The organism is Flavobacterium chilense, assembly GCF_001602525.1.
GTDB lineage: Bacteria > Bacteroidota > Bacteroidia > Flavobacteriales > Flavobacteriaceae > Flavobacterium > Flavobacterium chilense.
Genome location: NZ_LSYT01000005.1, coordinates 351,519 through 369,121, shown reverse-complemented (window position 1 = coordinate 369,121; position 17,603 = coordinate 351,519). Strand labels below are relative to the sequence as shown.

The 17,603-nt window shown below is 32.1% G+C and carries 17 protein-coding genes; 8 read left to right on the top strand and 9 right to left on the bottom strand.

Annotated elements, in window-relative coordinates; genetic code table 11:
- Window positions 1–86 precede the first annotated feature (86 nt).
- The 5 genes from purU to A4F88_RS14245 all read right to left on the bottom strand — a co-directional run bounded on the left by purU (window position 87) and on the right by A4F88_RS14245 (window position 4,672).
- Complete coding sequence (purU, locus tag A4F88_RS14265) at window positions 87–941, bottom strand: formyltetrahydrofolate deformylase (RefSeq protein ID WP_068843278.1); 855 nt, start codon at window positions 939–941, stop codon at window positions 87–89.
- Between the two features lie 105 nt (window positions 942–1,046).
- Entirely contained in the window at window positions 1,047–1,769 is a 723-nt protein-coding gene (locus A4F88_RS14260) for a DUF4197 domain-containing protein (protein WP_068843277.1), read from the bottom strand.
- 143 nt (window positions 1,770–1,912) lie between these two features.
- Window positions 1,913–2,476 (bottom strand): hypothetical protein, encoded by a 564-nt coding sequence (locus A4F88_RS14255; RefSeq protein WP_068843276.1) that lies wholly within the window; start codon window positions 2,474–2,476, stop codon window positions 1,913–1,915.
- 24 nt (window positions 2,477–2,500) lie between these two features.
- Window positions 2,501–2,920 (bottom strand): cytochrome c oxidase assembly factor Coa1 family protein, encoded by a 420-nt coding sequence (locus A4F88_RS14250; protein WP_068843275.1) that lies wholly within the window; start codon window positions 2,918–2,920, stop codon window positions 2,501–2,503.
- A 177-nt stretch (window positions 2,921–3,097) separates the two neighbouring features.
- Window positions 3,098–4,672, bottom strand: coding sequence for a L,D-transpeptidase family protein (locus A4F88_RS14245; RefSeq protein WP_068843274.1), 1,575 nt, complete (start codon window positions 4,670–4,672; stop codon window positions 3,098–3,100).
- Between the two features lie 304 nt (window positions 4,673–4,976).
- Here A4F88_RS14245 and A4F88_RS14240 point away from each other — a divergent pair, with 304 nt between their 5' ends.
- The 5 genes from A4F88_RS14240 (at window position 4,977) to A4F88_RS14220 (ending at window position 12,036) form a co-directional block, all read left to right on the top strand.
- Window positions 4,977–8,417, top strand: a complete 3,441-nt coding sequence (locus tag A4F88_RS14240; protein WP_068843273.1) for a methylmalonyl-CoA mutase family protein — start codon at window positions 4,977–4,979, stop codon at window positions 8,415–8,417.
- A gap of 238 nt (window positions 8,418–8,655) precedes the next feature.
- Window positions 8,656–9,840, top strand: a complete 1,185-nt coding sequence (gene tssD / locus A4F88_RS14235; protein WP_068843272.1) for a type VI secretion system tube protein TssD — start codon at window positions 8,656–8,658, stop codon at window positions 9,838–9,840.
- Between the two features lie 4 nt (window positions 9,841–9,844).
- Entirely contained in the window at window positions 9,845–10,477 is a 633-nt protein-coding gene (locus tag A4F88_RS14230) for a hypothetical protein (RefSeq protein ID WP_068843271.1), read from the top strand.
- A gap of 35 nt (window positions 10,478–10,512) precedes the next feature.
- Window positions 10,513–11,109 carry a hypothetical protein gene (locus tag A4F88_RS14225; protein ID WP_143154970.1) on the top strand — a complete coding sequence of 199 codons (597 nt, stop codon included), beginning with the start codon at window positions 10,513–10,515 and terminating at the stop codon, window positions 11,107–11,109.
- 141 nt (window positions 11,110–11,250) lie between these two features.
- Entirely contained in the window at window positions 11,251–12,036 is a 786-nt protein-coding gene (locus A4F88_RS14220) for a hypothetical protein (RefSeq protein WP_068843269.1), read from the top strand.
- Between the two features lie 157 nt (window positions 12,037–12,193).
- Here A4F88_RS14220 and A4F88_RS14215 read toward each other — a convergent pair whose 3' ends face one another.
- The gene (locus tag A4F88_RS14215) at window positions 12,194–12,517 is read right to left on the bottom strand and encodes a hypothetical protein (protein ID WP_068843268.1); all 324 of its coding nucleotides are present in this window, start codon (window positions 12,515–12,517) and stop codon (window positions 12,194–12,196) included.
- A 197-nt stretch (window positions 12,518–12,714) separates the two neighbouring features.
- Here A4F88_RS14215 and A4F88_RS14210 point away from each other — a divergent pair, with 197 nt between their 5' ends.
- Window positions 12,715–13,122 (top strand): helix-turn-helix domain-containing protein, encoded by a 408-nt coding sequence (locus A4F88_RS14210; RefSeq protein WP_068843267.1) that lies wholly within the window; start codon window positions 12,715–12,717, stop codon window positions 13,120–13,122.
- Between the two features lie 89 nt (window positions 13,123–13,211).
- Complete coding sequence (locus A4F88_RS14205) at window positions 13,212–13,820, top strand: hypothetical protein (protein WP_068843266.1); 609 nt, start codon at window positions 13,212–13,214, stop codon at window positions 13,818–13,820.
- A 55-nt stretch (window positions 13,821–13,875) separates the two neighbouring features.
- On the opposite strand, the gene A4F88_RS14200 is transcribed toward A4F88_RS14205, so the two are convergent.
- The 3 genes from A4F88_RS14200 to A4F88_RS14190 form a co-directional block, all read right to left on the bottom strand.
- Entirely contained in the window at window positions 13,876–14,262 is a 387-nt protein-coding gene (locus A4F88_RS14200) for a secretion protein (protein WP_068843265.1), read from the bottom strand.
- A gap of 364 nt (window positions 14,263–14,626) precedes the next feature.
- Window positions 14,627–15,034 carry a secretion protein gene (locus A4F88_RS14195; protein WP_068843264.1) on the bottom strand — a complete coding sequence of 136 codons (408 nt, stop codon included), beginning with the start codon at window positions 15,032–15,034 and terminating at the stop codon, window positions 14,627–14,629.
- Between the two features lie 590 nt (window positions 15,035–15,624).
- Window positions 15,625–16,044, bottom strand: a complete 420-nt coding sequence (locus A4F88_RS14190) for a T9SS type A sorting domain-containing protein (protein WP_068843263.1) — start codon at window positions 16,042–16,044, stop codon at window positions 15,625–15,627.
- A gap of 449 nt (window positions 16,045–16,493) precedes the next feature.
- On the opposite strand from A4F88_RS14190, the gene A4F88_RS14185 reads away from it, so the two are divergent.
- Window positions 16,494–17,366, top strand: a complete 873-nt coding sequence (locus A4F88_RS14185; protein WP_068843262.1) for an AraC family transcriptional regulator — start codon at window positions 16,494–16,496, stop codon at window positions 17,364–17,366.
- Window positions 17,367–17,603 lie beyond the last annotated feature (237 nt).

Sequence of the window (17,603 nt, the reverse complement as noted above, 5' to 3'; positions counted from 1 at the left end):
AAACCCGACAGATTTTTAAAATTTGTCGGGTTTGTTTATTTAAAAAGGGAAAACCTATGAGCCTTTGCCTCTTTGTGCCTTAAAAACTAAGAAAATACAACTGTCTTATTACTATACACCATAGTCTTACGTTCAGCATGTAATTTTATGGCCCGAGCCAAAACAATACGCTCTAAATCACGGCCTTTCATAATAAAATCTTCCACCGAATGTATGTGCGAAACACGTGCAATATCCTGCTCAATGATTGGTCCTTCGTCTAATTCTTCGGTTACATAATGACTTGTTGCACCAATAATTTTCACACCACGTTTAAAAGCCGAATGATACGGTTTAGCACCCGGAAAAGCAGGTAAAAACGAATGGTGGATATTAATGATTCTATTCTCGTAAAGCTGGATTAAATTTGGTGTAATGATTTGCATATAGCGCGCCAGAACAATAAAATTGATTTGGTATCTTTTTAGCAACTCAATTTGTTTGGCTTCACCTTCTTCTTTATTGTCTTTTGTAAAAGGCACACAATGAAACGGAATATCAAATCGCTCTGCAATCGCTCTTAAATCATTATGATTGCTTATAATAACCGGAATTTCTACATTTAATTCTCCGGCACTGTAACGGCCTAAAATATCAAACAAGCAATGATCGTATTTGGATACAAACAATGCCATTTTAGGTTTCTGCTCCTGATTGTATAAATCCCAGGACATATTAAAATCAGTCGCGATGGTTTGTGTAAAGTCTTCTTTTATAGAATCAATGCTAATAGTATGGTTGATAAATTCGCATTCTAATCGCATAAAAAACACATTTTGCTCTACATCAACATGCTGGTCGATGTAGGTAATATTTCCTTCTACTTTTGCAATAAAAGTAGTCACTGCTGCTATAATTCCTTTTTGGTCTTTACAGTGAATCAGGATGGTAATTTTTTGCATTTCAAGGGTTAGTTTTTGGGTTAGTTACAAAGGCATAAAGGTTCAAAGTTGCAAAGGTTGCTTTGTGCCTTTGTTACTCTGAGCCTTTGAACCTTAGTAGAAAAATTATTTTTTGTCCTGCATTGCAAAAACTTTTTGCAACAAAGGCGTTGTTCTTGCATTAATATTGGTACGAATATCTTTTTCTTCGACAGCAATCATTTTAAAAACCCCTGCCAAAGCCTTATTTGTTGTATAATCAGTCAAATCAGGATTTACTTTTCGAACTAATGGAATTGCGTTGTATTTGTTAATGATGTTTTTCCAAATCACATCGGCACCTACTTTTTCGAACGAATTTTTAATCACCGGATTAAATTTTGCGTACAAAGCTGTAGTCGTATTGCCTTGTAAATAAGTCGTTGCTGCACTTTCATTGCCCAGCAGAATATTTTTAGCATCTGTAAACGACATATTTTTTACCGCCGAAACAAATATTGGGGTGGCTTCTTTTACGGCATCTTCGGCAGCGCGGTTCAGTACTTTGATACCATCATCTGCAAGAGATGAAAGTCCGATTTTGCGTAAAGTAGCGTCTACTTTTTGTAATTCTTCGGGCATTAAAATTTTTACGGCTTCGTTTTTATAAAAACCATCAACAGCGGTTAATTTACTCACCTGTTGCGTAATTCCTTTGTTTAAAGCTTCTTTTAGTCCTGATGCGATGTCAACGCCGCCAACTCCTGAAATTTGGGTAGATAATTTGGATAATTTTTGAGCTAAAGTTTCTTTTACCTGAGCATAAGAACTTAAAGATAATACAAGAGACAGAATTAAAATCTTTTTCATTAGTTGGGTTTTATATAAGTTTCAAAAATACTACTTATCCAAAAATAAAGCCACAATTTTCTTTTAGGAGCAGAAACATTTTGTTGTAAACTTAACACAAGAAAAATTAACATTTAAAAACTTAGTTGCTAAGTACTTTTAAATTAAGGCCAAGCCATTCGAATAGTATAATCCCAATAGGTTTTGCTTGAAATATAAGTGGGCTGTAGCTGCAGTATTGGTTTCTTATTGGTATCAAAGTATCTAATACGAATGATTTTTTCTTCGGAGTCATCCTTCATATTAATATTTCCTTCGGCATCGTCGATTAATTTCTTCTTTTTCAGGTACAAATCAGGCTTTTCAATAGTAAATTCTGTGACAGCCTCTCCATTTAGTTTTAAATTACATCCAATTAAATTTCCAGTACTGTCAAGCGATTCAATTTTTCTTAAATAATTATTTTCATAATAATAGATTTCAAAAACAATTCTGCAAGATCCAGGTTGAGGTTTGTTATGATTTAAGCGAAAACGAAGTATCTCGTTCTTAGGATTTGTAAATTCAATATAGCCATTTCCCTGTGCATCAACATTACGATACAAAATTCTGGCAGGCTTTGAGAATTGTTTAATTCTATTTGCATACGTTTGGTAATTTGCGTCAGTTTGCGCGAATGAAGAAAAACACAGAAAAAATCCTGCGAATAAAAAGAAAATAGATCTCATCTAAAATTAGTGTTGGATAGATTATTATTTTTGAAGTAAATCTATTTCTTCATCAGTTTTCTTAATATAAACCGACATTTGTTTGTATTTCCATTTTCCTCTTTTTTCGCCAGTCACAAATAAAGTTGCTTTTCCTTTAGAACCTTTTATCGGAATTTGTAAATCGCAATGTCCGGTGTCATTGCCGGTGCTAATACTTCCTGAAACCATTCCGTCATTTTCAATTGGTTCCCCCAATTTTTCGATTACTGTTTTATTGTGCTGTACTATAACCATAGATTCTTTATAAGCATCAGAACTTTTCATCATTGAGGTAATTCCGAAAAAAAGGCTCGCTATAAATAAACCAAAAATGACTAAAATACTTAGGCAGCCTGTTGGCACAAACCATTTCCAGTTTCTGTCCCACCAGCTTCTTTTAGGTTGATAATAGTCTTCTTCCATAAATTAAAAAAGTTAGTTTAAAATTGAGTTTAAAGTTAGAAAGATACTATTAATTAGAATCGAAATACAAATGAATTTTTAGTTGGATATTATTTTAATAATCGGCGAAATAAAATAGACAAAAAAATGGCTTGCCTCAATTGAAGCAAGCCATAGAAATATTTTAATTTAAGGCGATTAGTTTGTTGCCACTCCAGCCTGAGGAGCAACTGTTTTATTTAATTCGCTGTCTCGGTCATAAACATCCTGAAAGAAACCAATTTCTCCATTTTCATTTACCAACGAAGTAAAATAAGTAATATAAATAGGTACTTTTTTGGTCAGTTTAAAACTGTTTTCTGTTTTACCCGCCATTGCTTTATCAATTTTATCGGGAGTCCATTCAGGATAATCTTTAAGCATGGCAACAGCTAATTCTTTTGCCATTTTTACGTTGATACAACCATGGCTGAAAGTTCTTTTTTCAAAATCGAATAAAGTTTTAGACGGAGTATCGTGTAAATAAATATCATCCGGATTTGGAAACATAAATTTTACCAATCCTAAAGAGTTGTCTGGTCCTGGTTTTTGTCGTACCTGACCATTTACAATCTCCATGTTTTTTTCGGCAAGATAATTTTTATCTGCAGCGATTTTACCTTTTAGTTCATTGTTTACAATACTTTGCGGAACGGTCCAGTAAGGACTAAAAACGATTCTGTCAATTTCACCGTTAAAAATGGTTGTTTTGGTTAAAGGAGCTCCAACAAACACACTAGAAGTCAATTGTACCTTTCCGTTTTTAACATAAATTAATTCATACGAAGGAACGTTTACTAAAACATACTCATCGCTGCTGGCAATCTGAGCCGAAATTGCACGACATCTTTCCATGTTAAGTTTTAATGTCTCCATTTTATCAGAAAGTGGTACATTCATTTCTTTGATATGATCTTCTGATAATATATAGTTAGGTTTAAAACCATTACGAACTTTATATTTCATTACAGCATCCATCAGTTCACGGTCGTAAACGTTACTTTTAGAGTCATTTTTTAAATCTCCCAATAAATATAATCGGGTTCTAACCTGTGCAATAGTACTTGAAACAGCATCCGGGCGTAAATCTTTATAAGGAGTTTCTTCCGGAACAATTGGTTTCCATTTATTAGAACGATCTAATTTTTTATATTTTTTTAGAACGTCTTGTAATTTGTAATACTGATCATATTCTACTTTAACATTTTCAGTGGTCGAAGCAGTAACTTCTTCGATTGTACTATAGTTTAGAAAATCTTTCAGCATAGCGTCATAAGATATTTTTTTCTTAGCATCTGAATTGCTTTTTTTAGCGTAAGCAATATATAAAGAACTCAAAAGCATATCAGCATCTGTTTTAGACAGCTTTGTTTCTGAAGAAGAAAAAAGTTCATCGATTTCTTTTTGATAAGGAATAATCAGATCATTTGTTTTTTTAGCTTTTTCATATAATGCAGTACCAAACTCGTTGATTGCATCTTCATCAAACCAAATAGTTCCCAGTGTTCTGTTTTTGTATAATGACATCACATCAGATTTATATTTTTTCAAATCCGAATATCTTTTAAAGAAGTCATTTGAAATTTCGTCTACATTATCAGAACCTGAATTGTTGTAAACGGGGGCAATAGTTGAAGTTTTTTTATAGGAAACAATGTCGTTTTCTGCTCTGTTGAAAGAAGATACAAAAAAACTCAAGCTTAAAATTATGGTGAATGGATATAATGTTTTCATTTTTTTAAATTTTTACGTTATTACTTAATTGTAAAAGTTTTGGGTAAAAATTTGGGGCTTTTCTACCATGCTAAATTACTTCATGATGCTGTGTAACAAGTTGTTGTATTTAATTTAAATTTTTCAAGATTGCCATGTTGTTAACATTTCTATAAGACTTATATAAGATAAATACGCCAGTTATTCAAAATGTTACCCCTGTAGATTAAAAAAGATTCTTTTTTTTGTTAACAAAAAGATATTAGGGTAAACAAATATTTTAATATTTTGTAAATTGCTCCCTTAAAATTATCATATTCATAAAATGGAACAACAAAAACCATATATTCCTAAAAATAAAGTAAGAATTGTAACAGCTGCATCTCTTTTTGACGGACATGATGCCGCAATTAATATTATGCGCCGTATTATTCAGTCTACAGGAGTCGAAGTGATTCATTTAGGACATGACCGCAGTGTTGAAGAAGTGGTAAATACCGCCATTCAGGAAGATGCAAATGCGATTGCCATGACTTCGTATCAGGGTGGGCACAATGAATACTTTAAATATATGTATGACTTGCTTCATGAAAAAGGAGCAGGGCATATCAGAATTTTTGGAGGCGGAGGCGGAGTAATTCTGCCAAGCGAAATTTCAGAATTACATGAATATGGTATTACCAGAATTTATTCTCCGGATGACGGACGTTCTTTGGGTTTACAAGGAATGATCAACGATTTGGTAGAACGTTCTGATTACCCGATTGGAGACCAGCTAAATGGTGAAATAGATCATATCGAAAATAAAACGCCAACCGCAATTGCAAGATTAATTTCGGCGGCAGAGAATTTCCCTGAAATTGCAAAACCGGTTTTTGATAAAATTCACGAAAACAATACCAATTCTATAATTCCGGTTCTTGGAATTACTGGAACAGGAGGAGCCGGAAAATCATCTTTGGTAGATGAACTGGTTCGTCGTTTTTTAATCGATTTTCCAGAAAAAACAATCGGATTAATTTCTGTCGATCCTTCAAAGAGAAAAACAGGAGGAGCATTGTTAGGAGACAGAATCCGTATGAATGCCATTAACAATCCTCGTGTGTATATGCGTTCGCTGGCTACCCGTCAGTCGAATTTGGCATTGTCTAAATATGTTGCCGAAGCTATTCAGGTTTTAAAAGCAGCAAAATACGATCTGATTATTCTGGAAACTTCGGGAATCGGACAATCTGATACCGAGATTATGGACCACTCAGATGTATCCTTATATGTAATGACTCCGGAATTTGGAGCAGCAACACAATTAGAAAAAATCGACATGCTTGATTTTGCTGATTTGGTAGCGTTGAACAAATTTGATAAAAGAGGTGCTCTTGACGCCATTCGTGACGTTAAAAAACAATATCAGCGCAATCATAATTTATGGGATAAAAATCCGGACGAAATGCCCGTTTTTGGAACCATAGCTTCTCAGTTTAACGATCCCGGAATGAACACGCTTTATAAAGCGATTATGGATAAAATTGTAGAGAAAACAGCATCCGAATTAAAATCGACTTTCCAGATTACTAAGGAAATGAGCGAGAAAATCTTCGTGATTCCGCCTCACAGAACCCGTTATTTATCTGAAATTGCAGAGAATAACAGATCTTATGATGAAATCGCTGCTTTACAACAAAAAGTAGCACAGAAACTATACGGAATCTTTAAAACCATAGAATCAGTTTCAGGTAAAGTTCCTCAAATTAATAAAGCGGGAATTGATGACAATAGTGTCATCCTGAGCGGAGTCGAAGGACTGGACGAAAACAGAATCTTTTTGAATCTTTTACTCAATCAGTTTGATAAAGTAAAAATGGACTTAGATCCGTACAATTGGGAAATTATCCTGAATTGGGATGAAAAAGTTGCCAAATACAAAAATCCGGTTTACAGCTTTAAGGTTCGTGATAAAGAAATTAAAATTGCGACACATTCTGAAAGTTTATCGCATTTACAAATTCCAAAAATAGCTTTACCTAAGTACGAAGGCTGGGGCGATATCCTGCGTTGGAATCTTCAGGAAAATATTCCGGGAGAATTTCCGTTTGCTTCAGGATTATATCCTTTTAAACGGGAAGGTGAAGATCCGTCAAGAATGTTTGCCGGAGAAGGCGGACCGGAAAGAACCAACAAACGTTTTCATTATGTAAGTGCAGGATTGCCGGCAAAACGACTTTCGACTGCTTTTGACAGTGTGACATTGTACGGAAACGATCCGGATATTCGTCCTGATATTTACGGAAAAATTGGAAATGCGGGAGTTTCAATCTGCTGTCTGGATGATGCTAAAAAACTGTATTCAGGTTTCGACCTGGTACACGCTTTAACATCGGTAAGTATGACGATAAACGGGCCAGCACCAATGTTGTTAGGCTTTTTTATGAATGCAGCGATCGATCAGCAATGCGAATATTACATCAAAGCAAACGAACTCGAAAAAGAAGTTGAAGCTAAGATCAACAAAATATACAAAGACAAAGGTCTTGAGCGCCCAAAATACCAGGGCGATTTACCAGAAGGAAACAACGGTCTGGGATTAATGCTTTTAGGGGTTACCGGAGATCAGGTTTTACCTCTGGAGGTTTATAACGATATTAAAGCCAAAACATTATCGCAGGTTCGTGGGACGGTTCAGGCTGATATCCTGAAAGAAGATCAGGCACAAAATACCTGTATTTTCTCTACCGAATTTGCTTTGCGATTAATGGGAGACGTTCAGGAATATTTTATTACTAAAAACGTTCGTAATTTCTATTCGGTTTCGATTTCAGGATATCACATTGCCGAGGCAGGAGCAAACCCAATTACGCAGTTGGCGTTTACGCTTTCGAATGGTTTCACTTACGTGGAATATTATTTGAGCCGTGGCATGAACATCAACGATTTTGGACCAAACTTATCGTTTTTCTTCTCGAACGGAGTAGATCCGGAATATTCTGTAATTGGTCGTGTAGCTCGTAAAATCTGGGCAAAAGCCATGAAAAACAAATACGGAGCAAACGAAAGAGCACAAATGCTGAAATATCATATTCAAACTTCCGGACGTTCATTACACGCGCAGGAAATTGACTTTAACGATATCAGAACCACTTTACAGGCCTTATATGCGATTTACGACAACTGTAATTCATTACACACCAATGCCTACGACGAAGCGATTACAACGCCAACCGAAGAATCTGTACGTAGAGCAATGGCAATTCAGTTGATTATCAATAAAGAATTAGGTTTAGCGAAAAACGAAAACCCAATACAAGGTTCATTCATTATCGAAGAATTAACAGATTTGGTAGAAGCTGCAGTTTTACAGGAATTCGACCGAATCACAGAACGTGGCGGAGTTCTTGGTGCAATGGAAACCATGTACCAACGTTCTAAAATTCAGGAAGAAAGTTTGTATTACGAAACTTTAAAACACAACGGAGATTTCCCAATTGTGGGTGTAAATACGTTCCTGAGCTCAAAAGGTTCTCCAACGGTAATTCCGGCAGAAGTAATTCGCGCCACCGAAGAAGAAAAACAATACCAAATCACGATGCTGGATAACTTACATCAGTTTCACGAAGCGCAAGTAAATGAGCATTTAAGTAAACTACAGGATGCAGCGATTAAAAATGAAAACTTATTCGATCATTTAATGGAAGCCACAAAGGTTTGTTCTTTAGGTCAGATTACTTCGGCGTTGTTTGAAGTGGGTGGGCAATATAGAAGAAATATGTAATTTTTTTAGATTCTAATAATAGAAAAACCTCTCAGCAATGAGAGGTTTTTTTGTGGAATTATTTGGAGAAAACCATTAGTTGTTTACAATTTGTAGTTAACCAAATTAGTTTTCGCACAAGAATATGATATAATTTAGCCTTCGTTCTTTTGTCTTATTTTGGTGTTTTATTACCGTATAGATCCTCTTGTAGTGTAAGTTTTTATTTATTTTTATTTGGATTCGATACTGTAAAAACATGACATCAGCTAAATTATTTATTTTAGGAGAAGAACGGGAGCTACTATGGGTACATACAAATTATTACAGATATACGCTGTCTGATAATTCTCCGTCAAGTGATATCGAAGGAGGGCTTCTTACCTTGTGTTTTGTAACACAAGAAAGCGATGATCTTTTCTTGCATAATATGACTAAAAATATTGAGAAAGAAACAGATAGAATGGAAAAAGGGGAAATTCACTTTTATAGCAAAGGTGATGAAGATAACCCAATAAGAAAATATAAATTTAGAGATGCTTACTTAGTCGAATTTTCGGAGATTTTTTATGCAGATGGAACAGAAAACATGCAAACTGTTTTAACCATTTCGCCTGCTATTCAAAATTACGGAAGCGATAAAGATCTGGTAAAACATTGGCAAGTGTCATGGTTACCACCAGAAGAACCGGTTTATTATGCACCAAAAGAAGAGAAAGAAGATCCTAATAATTATATAAGTGGCTATTTTTACACAAAAGAAGGTAAATATCTTGGAAAAATAGGAACAGATGACAAGGTTTACATCACTGATCAGGCTTCTTTTTCAGAGATAGAAAAAGGGAAAAAAGTTTCAGATGATAAGATTATTAACTTTACTGAAAAATATGGATTGAATAATACGCAAATGTTAGACAGAGCGCATTGGATATTTGGAGAAGGAAGGGGAGAATTTGCAACTGAGTATGCACATACAATTGAAAATATGAAGAAATGGGGATATCATGGGAAAGGATTTTCAGAGGAAGGCACGTATTGTACAATGTCTGATAACAAATATAAAGGAAAAAGTGTATTTTTTTCAGGTAAAACTGGTTATGAAAATTATGATGATTTTGCTAAAGCCCGAATTGATTTAAATGACCTTAATGAGCTAAAAAATGCAGATACTGTCATTAAGGCTGTTATGGATCAACAAAGAGGAATCACTACAGACCCAACTCCAAATGCAACACAATGGTTAGGGTATCGTAACTATCTTTATAAAAATGAAATCGTAAAAGGGGAAAAACTTACCCCAGCTGATGAATCATACGAAAGACAGGTCAAAAAACTTGGCAAGGATAAGGTGTTAAGAAAAGATGGAACATCTAAATATAGTCACCTTTTTCTTGACACACGTCTACAAGCAGATATTGACAGACTAAATAGAAAAAAATCCTGAAATCATGATTAAATACTTATTTACAACTCTACTATTTATTTTTCCATTTAATTTTCAAGAGGATTGGAGATGCCTTGACGAGGGACTCAATGACTTGATTTCAATACCAATTTATACCAAAATTTGTAAATACGTTGAAATAGATACTAAAGACAACGTTAAGATAAAAATTAATAGCAAAGCAACATTAGTATTAACGAAAAAGGATATTAAAAATGGTAATTATATATTATTTGAAAAAACGAAATATCTAATCAATGACAAAGTAGGCATAAGAAATAATATAAACTATAACTATGATTTACTGAATATGGAGTCGTTTAAGAACAAAGAAGGAACTTTTTATTTATTAAAATTATACACATCAAATGGGCTTAACTTAAATTCTAAAACCTTTAATTTGATTATATTATTTTCTAAAAACAAACTATATATCCCTTTTACAGGATGGGATTCTGGTGTTGCTACAAGTCTTGGTATAAATAAAGGAAAATTATTTATATTAAGTAATGACATAGATTCAATACAATACTTTGAGTTCAAAAATAAAAAATTTGTTTATGATTCGAAAAATTCTATAAAATGTAGAATTGATTCAACCAGAAGGATATGTGTTCCTAATAGCTATAAATTTTAATTAAAAATTTAGAGAAGATTAAACTGTATATGGTTATGTATGTAGTCAGAAAGATCACTATTGGGAAACAGTTGGTTCAAAATATAGAAGACATTAATTTATTAAAATTTGGTTTGAAAAAAAGTAGTTATTTTTTAATCTTTTTAATGTTAATGCATTTTAATTCATTCTCACAAAAGAAAAATGAAATAATTAAATACTCTTCGACTTTTAATAAATCTTTAGTAAATAAAAGAAAAGTCGTGGATGGTATAACAATGGTAGATTATTATCCGTTTGACACTCTCTTTTTTAAAAACAAATTAAAATTGAGATTATATTTTATAGATGATAAGGTATTTATGGGAAAACAATTACTTCACTGTTTTAAGAACATTCTATATTATGAATCATTATTATTTTTTACTCTTAATAATAAAGAATATTTATACATCTATCCACATTATGATGGATACAATGGTCCTTATATATGGTATGAATTGGGACTTTTAATAGAAATTAAGCCTGTACCCATCGTAAAAAAAAATATAGATTATTTTGAAGATTACCAGGTAAATGAAATCTTAAAATTCAAGAAGTATAAAATAAAAAGTCTGAAAGATAAAACTTGTTCAGGTGAATCTTTAAATTGATCTAAAAAAGCACTTAGAAGATTGTTCATATTGTACAATGTTTAATTCTAATTATAAAGGCAAAGTGTATTTTTTTCAGGATAAAAGAGGGTAAATCTCTTGAAAAAACAGGAGTAGATCTTTTAAGAACGATTGAAGATTATGAAAAAGAAGCAAAAAATATTAAATAGTATAATTTTATTTTTACTCTTATCGAATTATGGATATGCTCAAAAATTTGATTATAGCAAACTTAAAAGTCATCCTATAAAATTTATGAATCATGAGTTGAGTCTTATGAAGGCTAAAAATGCATATGATATACTTCCCGCTTTTGGAATGGCAAAGACAGTTCACAAATCAAATTTAATTGATATTAAAATTAATGAAAGTCCACCTATTTTTCATGTATGTAATGATTCGATACAAGAGAATCAGGTCAATAACCAGACCGAATACTTATTGTATATAAATAATAAAATAAATTTAGATTCTTTATTCATTAATGCAATCAACAGTTCAGTAAAATATCAAACCTATGTAAAATTTGAAGATTATTATACGTTTACATTTAATAATAGAGAATTTGCTGTTTTTCGCGTTACTGAACGTCGCTTTTTTAATAATGTTTTGTATTATCATTTGATTTTACTTGAGATTAAAAACGATAAAGTGGCGAAAAGTTTTGCTTTTATTGATTGTCCGGAAATTACCCTAAACTGTTTTGGTGATTTTAATTTTGATGGTAATTTAGATTTTATAGATTGGAGGAAAAAAGAAACAAAAATTAATTTGTATAGCTTGCGAGGTAATAAGTTTGTCAAAGAAAAGCAATATATTAAGGTTAGACCAACAAAAAACGAACAAAATTATGAGCGTCATTATGATGATTTGTTTAATTATAGTTTAATTGACAAGAAAAACTCAAAATGGTTTTACAGTTTTTGATGATTTCAGAACTGATGTTATCAATCTAATAAATAAAATAGATAATAAAGTTTTCTATACTACTAATAGTGAATGTAGAGTTACTTGCGAAGATTTCTCCTTTGTCGAAATGACAATATTGCGATTAAATTTTAAACACATATTCTTTAGAAAAACATTATTCCCCAACCAACGCCTCATTAATTTCTGTTATCAACTCAAATTCATCCAAAGGAAACATTGCTAACACCATTTCTAAAATAAGAGCCACATTAATAGGCGAATATTTAATTGTACTCGAAACCTGATGTGCATCTTGTTCTAATGCTGCAATGCATAATTTTAGTGTTTCGGTAATCATGCAGCCTAACTCAAAATAATTTGCTACTTTAATTTGAGCGGTATAAGTTTCGGTTTTGTCCTTAGACGTAGTTAAAGTATTGCAATATCTGGAGGCTAATTCTTTAAGATAATTCAGCTTTTTGGTTTCATTGGTTTCCATGGCGTATATTTTTAGTTATTTATCGTTTTACAGTTAGACTTTTATTATTTTATTATAAGAAAAAGTGTACTTTTGTTTGATTCAGCGAAGGAAGAAATAGATTGTATCGTACCAAACCGTTTTGGTTGGTATCTGAACAGACGAAATAAGTTTTTTACCAGTTGAGGTTTTTCACACTTAATTATTATCTTTGAATTATGAGCACATTAACAAAACCAAATCATATAGGGCGCAAGATCAGCCGTATTCGTGAACTTCGTGATATGAAACAGGAAGCTTTGGCACAGGCTTTGGGAATAAGTCAGCAAACAATATCTGCTATCGAAAACAGCGAAACTATAGAAGAAGAAAGACTTATTGAAGTCGCAAAAGCACTTGGTGTAACCGTTGAAGCAATTAAAAATTTTTCAGAAGAAGGTGTGATAAACTATTTTAATACTTTTAATGAAAGTCCTAACAATTATTTCGGACTTACTAATTGTACATTCAATCCATTAGATAAATTAATGGAAACTGTAGACGAAAATAAAAAGCTTTACGAGCGTTTGCTTAAAGCGGAACAAGATAAAATCGAATATCTGGAAAAATTACTTCAAGGGAAATAATATTTTCGAGACAGATTTATTTATAAAAAAGCATCAGCCACGGTTGGTGCTTTTCAATTTTAAGGCAAAAAACAAATCTTAGCGCGATAATGAAAATTGTACTAGAAAATAAAGGAATTAAAACAGATACTTTTTATATACCGCCTTTTGTTTTGTATGAAGGCGAAGTTGTTGTTTTGTACTTATACAACGGAAAACATTTATATGATACCGAGATATTGCTCAGGGATATTTTTTGCGGTAAAATTAAACATGAAAATGTGATCCTTTATCGAAAGATGAGATTTGTTGAGTATTTTAGAAGATCATATTTTAGAGATACTTTTTTTCCTTTAACAGTTGGAATATACCTTAGGAAAAATGCAAATCCCAGAAGTCATTTTTCTAATAAAATATTTGAAGATGAATGGATTAAAAAAGAAACTAAAATAGAAAGGTTGCCAGGAACTGTACGAAAGCTTTTAACTTTGTATGCGGCTCTTTCAAAAACAAAAGATATAATATTTGACCTGCCAGCATTGGATTCGCAAGGAACTGAGCTTGCCTTTAAAATGGTAAAGGATGCGGTTAAAGATGGGGGTTCAGCAATTTTGCTTGATGGGTATGATGATATGAGGGAACACACCTCTAAATTCATAACTTTAGAATGGAATAATGGTAATCCGCCACCAGAAAATGAATTTCATTTTAAATTTTAACATAAAAAAAGCATCAGCCGCAACCGATGCTTTTTAATTGTAATGTAAAAAACAATTAACGACGAAACGAAGGACTTTCGTTTACAGACTCGTCTAACTTAACAGTTTTTGTTTTCTTCGCTGAAACCGCAATTTGGTGTTTCGCAACTTTACCATTTTCTTTTACCTCTAAAACATAAGTTCCTGCTGGAAAATCTTCTAAACTTATTGTTTTTGAAATTTCTAATTTGTTAGTAGCAGATTCGCCAGTGTACACTAAATTATTATTTTCATCGTAGATAGTAAAAATTGATTTTTCAACGGTGTTGAAGTTAAAACTAACTACTTTTCCGTTTCCGGTTTTTATATTCAAAATATAATCACCTTTTCCATCAATTGCATACGTAAAGATTGTTGTTAAAAATACGGCAACAACTAAGCCCATTCTCGTAAAATTTGTCATGCTTTTTTTAATTGTTAATTACTATTTTTGGAACGCCCAAAACTACAAATAGAAATTTAATTTTATGCAAAAAAAATACTTTTTTTAATGTTTAAATTGCTGAATTAAAGATCATTGTGTCTTTTGTTTGAACAATGTACGTAATTACTGGGTTTACGGATGTTTTTAATTTGATTTTTTTAATGATTTAAAAACCAGTTGTTTATATTTATTAAGAATTATTTTGTAAAAATGAACTTCAAAATGATCTCATTAAAAAAAAGACATAAAAAAAACAGCTCAATAACCACAAAGAGCTGTTTTAAAACGTAAGTTTTTACTAACTATCTAACCTCACTTTTATACTGTATGCAGTATAACTTTTTTAGCGTACTGCTACGCTTGTATTTTTTGCAGAAAACCCTGCTTTGTAAACTGATGAAATTGCTTTTCTTGATAATAAAGTAGCATCATCAGTAATGGTAATTTCATGTCTCACTTTTTTTACATTATCTTCAACTTCTAAAAAGTAAGTTCCTTCCGGAAACTCCTCTAAGCTAAAAGTTCTCAAAATTCCGTCTTTACCTGAAGCACTTTCAGAATAAATTAAATTATCGTCTTTATCGTATATCGCCAGGTTAGCTTTGTGTACCTTGTTAAGAGCAAACGTAATAAGCTTTCCATTAGCTTTTAATACATGAAGATTAAAATCTTCATTCCCGTCAATTGCATAAGTGCTTAATCCTGAAAAAAGCACTGCACATACTAAACTTAATTTTAAAATCTTTTTCATGACATTTGTTTTTAGATTAATAATCTGTAATTCTCTGATGCTAAATTACTTCCAAAATGCCTGTTTTTTCACAACTCTATTTTCTTATTTCGATGCTATATTCTCATTTACGAAACCGTTATAGGTTAAAATTTGAATTATTTTCATCGTTTGTGTTAATTCGGTTATTATTTTTTAATGTTTTGTTTGAAATAAGATAATATTGAATTGTCTGTATTTCTTACAAAAAAGATCCTGATTAAAAGACTTACTACAAGGCACACAAAGTTTTTTTAATACATGGTTTTGTGTTTCTGAACATATTATAAGATAAAATCCTTAGCCCACTTTGCAGTTAAATCTCATTCAACAAAAACAGATTGTTTAACCGCAAAGCAGGTAAAGTTTTATACAAACAAAAAGTTCGCAAAGCTAATAGTATTAAACTTTGCGAACTTTGCGAAAACCTTTGTGTCTTTGTGGTTAATGCTAAAATAAGGCATAAAAAAAACAGCCCAATAACCACAAAGAGCTGTTTTAAAACAATCAAGTTTTTAACTTTACTAACTATCTAACCTCATTTTTATACTTTTATGAGAAGTATAAACTTTTTAGCGTATTGCTACGTCTGTATTTTGAGCAGAGAAACCTGCTTTATATGCTGATGAAACCGCTTTTGATGATAATACAGAAGCATCATCAGTAATTTGGATTTCATGTCTTACTTTTTTCACATTGTCTTCAACTTCTAAGAAATAAGTTCCTGCAGGAAATTCTTCTAAGCTAAAAGTTCTTAAAATACCTTCTTTTCCGGAAGCATTCTCAGTATAGATTAAGTTTCCGTTTTTGTCATATATACTTAAGCTTGCTTTTTGAACCTGGTTTAGAGCAAACGTAATTAGCTTTCCATTAGCTTTTAATACATGAAGATTAAAATCTGCGTTTCCATTCCCATTTCCATCAATTGCATAAGTGCTTATTCCAGTTAATAGTACTGCACAAACTAAACTTAATTTTAAAATGTTTTTCATAGCTCTTAGTTTTAAATTATTTGTTCTAATTTTCTGATGCTAAATTACTCTGGCAATGGCTTTTTTTGCACAACTGTATTTTCCAATTTATGTGCTATATTCTCATTTACGAAACCGTTATAGGTTAAAATTTGAATTATTTTAGGTGTTTTAGTTAATTCAGCTATTATTTTTCAAACATTTTTAAATGTTAATATTTTTTGGTGACGTCTAATATTCTTACAGAAATGATATATGTCTATAAAAATGGTAGAATTAATACGATATATTAAAAAAATCATCGAAAAAAATATCGGTCATTTAAAAAATGGCTCAAAAGGTAAAATAGTATAATGTAACTTTTGTTGATTTTGATGAAAAATTCTCATTTGCGAAACCGTTATAGGTTAATTTTTAAATTATATTAGGTATTTTTGTTAAATTTGCTATTATTTTTTAAAGGATTTATCATGAAGACAATTGCCCCAGCTCTTGAAGTGATAACTAACTCATACGGAAGTTCTTTTACCTATACAAAACATCCCGAAAAGACCAATAGTAAAGCTCATGTATGGCACTATCATCCTGAAATTGAATTGGTTTATATAAATGGCGGTGCAGGAAAAAGACAAATAGGAAGCCATGTTTCTTATTATACCAATGGGAGTTTGATTCTGATAGGTGCTAATTTGCCACATTGTGGTTTTACAAACGAACAAACAGGAAACATAAACGAAACGGTTATTCATATTAAACCTGAATTTTTGGGGAATGACTTTTTTGTTGCGCCCGAAATGAAAAAGGTTCAAAATCTTTTTAGTCAGGCTAAAGGCGGAATCGCTTTTGGCGGAGAAACCAAAAAAGAAATCGGACAGAAAATCGAGATGATGGAAAATCAGTCTCCGTTTCAGCGTTTGCTCACACTTCTCGCAATTTTAGACGAACTCGATTCATCTCAGGAATATACTTTACTTAACGCTGATGGGTTTTCATTAGAATTGCAAACACAAGACAACGACCGTATGAATGTGATTTTTAATTACGTAAAAGATCATTTTCAGGAATCGATTGCTATCGATGAGGTTTCGAGTCTGGTAAGTATGACAACACCATCTTTTTGTCGTTATTTTAAAAAGATCTCCAATAAAACCTTTACAGAGTTTGTAAACGAATATCGTTTGGTTCACGCATCAAAACTTTTGGCCGAAAAACCAATTAGTATCAACGAAGTATGTTACGAAAGCGGATTCAATAATTTTAGTCACTTTAGCAAATCTTTCAAGCAATACACCGGAAAAAGCGCTTCGCAATACCGTCACGAACATAAAATTATTATTAGCTAAAATATTGGTCTGGTAGAGCAGAGGTTTAGAAATTTTAGATATTCAAATCTGTTCCGCTAATTTGCTATCGCTCAGATCACAAATTCTCAGCAATTAATATTTTTATTTTGTTGAGAAGAATTAGTGCAATTCGTGGCAGCCTTTTTTGCTTTACGGTATAAGAATTATTAATTATATCGATTCTTCAGACTGATCGAAATCCGGGCTCTGGTTCTTTTGAAATTTGGATCTTTAAAA

What these genes read in the sequence shown, in the direction of transcription:
- purU (WP_068843278.1), bottom strand. Translation starts at nt 941, where the DNA reads ATGCAAAAAATTACCATCCTGATTCACTGTAAAGACCAAAAAGGAATT.
- A4F88_RS14260 (WP_068843277.1), bottom strand. Translation starts at nt 1,769, where the DNA reads ATGAAAAAGATTTTAATTCTGTCTCTTGTATTATCTTTAAGTTCTTAT.
- A4F88_RS14255 (WP_068843276.1), bottom strand. Translation starts at nt 2,476, where the DNA reads ATGAGATCTATTTTCTTTTTATTCGCAGGATTTTTTCTGTGTTTTTCT.
- A4F88_RS14250 (WP_068843275.1), bottom strand. Translation starts at nt 2,920, where the DNA reads ATGGAAGAAGACTATTATCAACCTAAAAGAAGCTGGTGGGACAGAAAC.
- A4F88_RS14245 (WP_068843274.1), bottom strand. Translation starts at nt 4,672, where the DNA reads ATGAAAACATTATATCCATTCACCATAATTTTAAGCTTGAGTTTTTTT.
- A4F88_RS14240 (WP_068843273.1), top strand. Translation starts at nt 4,977, where the DNA reads ATGGAACAACAAAAACCATATATTCCTAAAAATAAAGTAAGAATTGTA.
- tssD (WP_068843272.1), top strand. Translation starts at nt 8,656, where the DNA reads ATGACATCAGCTAAATTATTTATTTTAGGAGAAGAACGGGAGCTACTA.
- A4F88_RS14230 (WP_068843271.1), top strand. Translation starts at nt 9,845, where the DNA reads ATGATTAAATACTTATTTACAACTCTACTATTTATTTTTCCATTTAAT.
- A4F88_RS14225 (WP_143154970.1), top strand. Translation starts at nt 10,513, where the DNA reads ATGTATGTAGTCAGAAAGATCACTATTGGGAAACAGTTGGTTCAAAAT.
- A4F88_RS14220 (WP_068843269.1), top strand. Translation starts at nt 11,251, where the DNA reads ATGAAAAAGAAGCAAAAAATATTAAATAGTATAATTTTATTTTTACTC.
- A4F88_RS14215 (WP_068843268.1), bottom strand. Translation starts at nt 12,517, where the DNA reads ATGGAAACCAATGAAACCAAAAAGCTGAATTATCTTAAAGAATTAGCC.
- A4F88_RS14210 (WP_068843267.1), top strand. Translation starts at nt 12,715, where the DNA reads ATGAGCACATTAACAAAACCAAATCATATAGGGCGCAAGATCAGCCGT.
- A4F88_RS14205 (WP_068843266.1), top strand. Translation starts at nt 13,212, where the DNA reads ATGAAAATTGTACTAGAAAATAAAGGAATTAAAACAGATACTTTTTAT.
- A4F88_RS14200 (WP_068843265.1), bottom strand. Translation starts at nt 14,262, where the DNA reads ATGACAAATTTTACGAGAATGGGCTTAGTTGTTGCCGTATTTTTAACA.
- A4F88_RS14195 (WP_068843264.1), bottom strand. Translation starts at nt 15,034, where the DNA reads ATGAAAAAGATTTTAAAATTAAGTTTAGTATGTGCAGTGCTTTTTTCA.
- A4F88_RS14190 (WP_068843263.1), bottom strand. Translation starts at nt 16,044, where the DNA reads ATGAAAAACATTTTAAAATTAAGTTTAGTTTGTGCAGTACTATTAACT.
- A4F88_RS14185 (WP_068843262.1), top strand. Translation starts at nt 16,494, where the DNA reads ATGAAGACAATTGCCCCAGCTCTTGAAGTGATAACTAACTCATACGGA.